Source organism: Aquabacterium fontiphilum, assembly GCF_009909205.1.
GTDB lineage: Bacteria > Pseudomonadota > Gammaproteobacteria > Burkholderiales > Burkholderiaceae_C > Aquabacterium > Aquabacterium fontiphilum.
Genome location: NZ_JAAAPN010000021.1, coordinates 1 through 2,159, shown reverse-complemented (window position 1 = coordinate 2,159; position 2,159 = coordinate 1). Strand labels below are relative to the sequence as shown.

The 2,159-nt window shown below is 55.3% G+C and carries 2 protein-coding genes; both read right to left on the bottom strand.

What is annotated here, in order from left to right; all coding sequences use genetic code 11:
• On the bottom strand, positions 1 to 745 hold a 745-nt coding region (locus GTZ97_RS16365), incomplete at its 3' end, for a hypothetical protein (RefSeq protein ID WP_161652062.1).
• Positions 745 to 1,923 (bottom strand): tyrosine-type recombinase/integrase, encoded by a 1,179-nt coding sequence (locus GTZ97_RS16360; protein WP_161652060.1) that lies wholly within the window; start codon positions 1,921 to 1,923, stop codon positions 745 to 747. The genes GTZ97_RS16360 and GTZ97_RS16365, both read right to left, overlap by 1 nt.
• Between the last annotated feature and the right edge of the window lie 236 nt (positions 1,924 to 2,159).

Below are 2,159 nucleotides of genomic sequence, written 5' to 3'. Positions count from 1 at the left end.
CCGAGACATCACCTTGATCTCCACTACTTGCTCCTGGGTCAACATCGGCGGCCAAAGCCGCCATCCTTACCCCAGGTGGGTCACTTTTACGCCGACGAAGTGGGTCAGTATTACTGCGGCGGTGACAAGTAGCCTGCATATCCAGCTCTGCAGCACACTGCGCCATCTGGTCGATCCAGCGAATCAGTCCCGCTTCCTCTTCGACGCTGAGGAAGCAAGACCCTGCACGGACCGTCGCGTATGGGTCCGGGTTATTTACGTTCAGCGCGCGTGATGCGAAGTCGGCATACAAAGGAGTCCAGCCCATGAAGCCAATCTGACATAAGTACCCCAGCAATGACTTCAGTGCCGCCATTTCGTAATACCGATAGCGGACTGACATTTCTGCCCATGCAGCCCGCACATCAGAGGGACTGGATACTGCAATCAATCGGATGTCTTGGTCAGCCACGGCTCGTAAGCTGCGGTAGTAGTTGACTATGGATCCAGGCGCTTTGAGCTGTAAGCTTTGGAGGAGATAGTGGCGAACAAGGACTTGAACCGACTGGGTGGGTCTGTGGAACTGGATCTTGACTATCTCGCCATCGACGAAGAGATCCGCGCGCTCATGGCATTCCTGCGTACGAATCGACCGGGTTTTCTCTTCGTAGTCATCTTCGTAGTGAAGGATGCTTGGTAAGGCAGGCAATGCAGACACGGCGTCTTCAAAGCCATCAGGTTGGATCACGGCATGAGCGTTGATCATTAGGGAAGGCCTCTCAAGAATTCAAGACGCTCATCCAAAGCGTCGTTCCAGGTTTCATTCAGCCGCTCGTCCAATGCCGCCTTTGCATAATGCATCGGCATGAGCGAGGTCTTAGCCCATCCGAAGAAGCTTCTCAGATGGCTCATTGCTTGCTCAGGTGACTGACCCTGACCCAGCATCTGCTTCATCCGAAGCACAGCGCAGGTATGCCGGAGTGCGTGAGGTGTGACAAAGTCTGTGCCGGTGGCAATCTTCAGCGAATGACGAGCCTCCTTGGACAACGCCTCGCTCAGACGTCGAAAGGCTTTGTTCACTCCCTCGATAGAAAGCGGCTGCTGTCGCGCGCTGCTCATCAGGTAACTGTGGTTGGGCTTGCCTCTGAAGTTTTCAACGTAGATCTGAATGACATTGGCTGTCGTGGTCGTAACGGGCAGCACCCTTACCGAATCTGCTGTCTTTATGCTCGGTACTTGCGCACGAGGATCGCTCGTTGCTTCGTTCAGGTGGATGCGCAGAAGCCATCTACTGGCGCCGGTTTCTTGATCTCTTTGGGTCTCTATGGAGTCCACCCGAAGCACGAGCGCTTCAGCACGCCGAAGTCCTTGGAAAAGAAGCAGGATCAATAGGCAATACATGCGCCACTGAGTCGACACGGACTCGAAGGGGTTCGATGCTGAGCCTGGCGTGGCCACGTCCAAAAGCTCCCGGACCACGTCCTTTGGGAGCGCGCGCACCTTGCTGGCGATCCGTCTTCTCTGCGGACGAAGTCCCATGTAAAGCCGGTCGAGCGTGGCAATCTTTTCCCGAACTTCGACCATACGTCGCGCGGTATGGGGGCTTCGCGCAATGCGTTCGCAGACGTCCCGGACGAAGTGAAATGCCATGTTCCAGCGCCTTAGAGCCTGACTCGATGGCACGGGAAGGTTCTTTAGGCTGATAAAAAACGCTTCAAGCACATGGCCTATGGCATCGAGATCCAGACGTGCAATCAAATCGTCCAGGCATACGTTCGTCTGTTCGGCGTGCTCATACAGCGCCTCGATGTCGGAGAGCTTTCGCTTGTGGGTGGATGGCGCAAGGCCACCAGCATGAAAGATCGTCCATACGGTTGCCCAGTAGCGCGGCAACATCTGGCGATCAACGAGAGCAAGCGTCTTGTCCGGCAATGTGGTCAGCATGAGCTTTAGGCAAGGAGGCGTTACCGTAACGCAACGCATTAAAGTACCTAAAGTCTACCCGGAATTCATGCCCGGACTTGGATACGCAACAGGCGTCCAAGTACACTGCTAAGCGGCAATGTATAAGGCGTGAACAGCGGGAGCATGAAAGCTAAACCCGCGTCACCATTGGAAAAATCGCCTCCCGCGATCACTCCCAAAATGAGAATGGCCAGCACCGCCAGCATCGTGCCCAC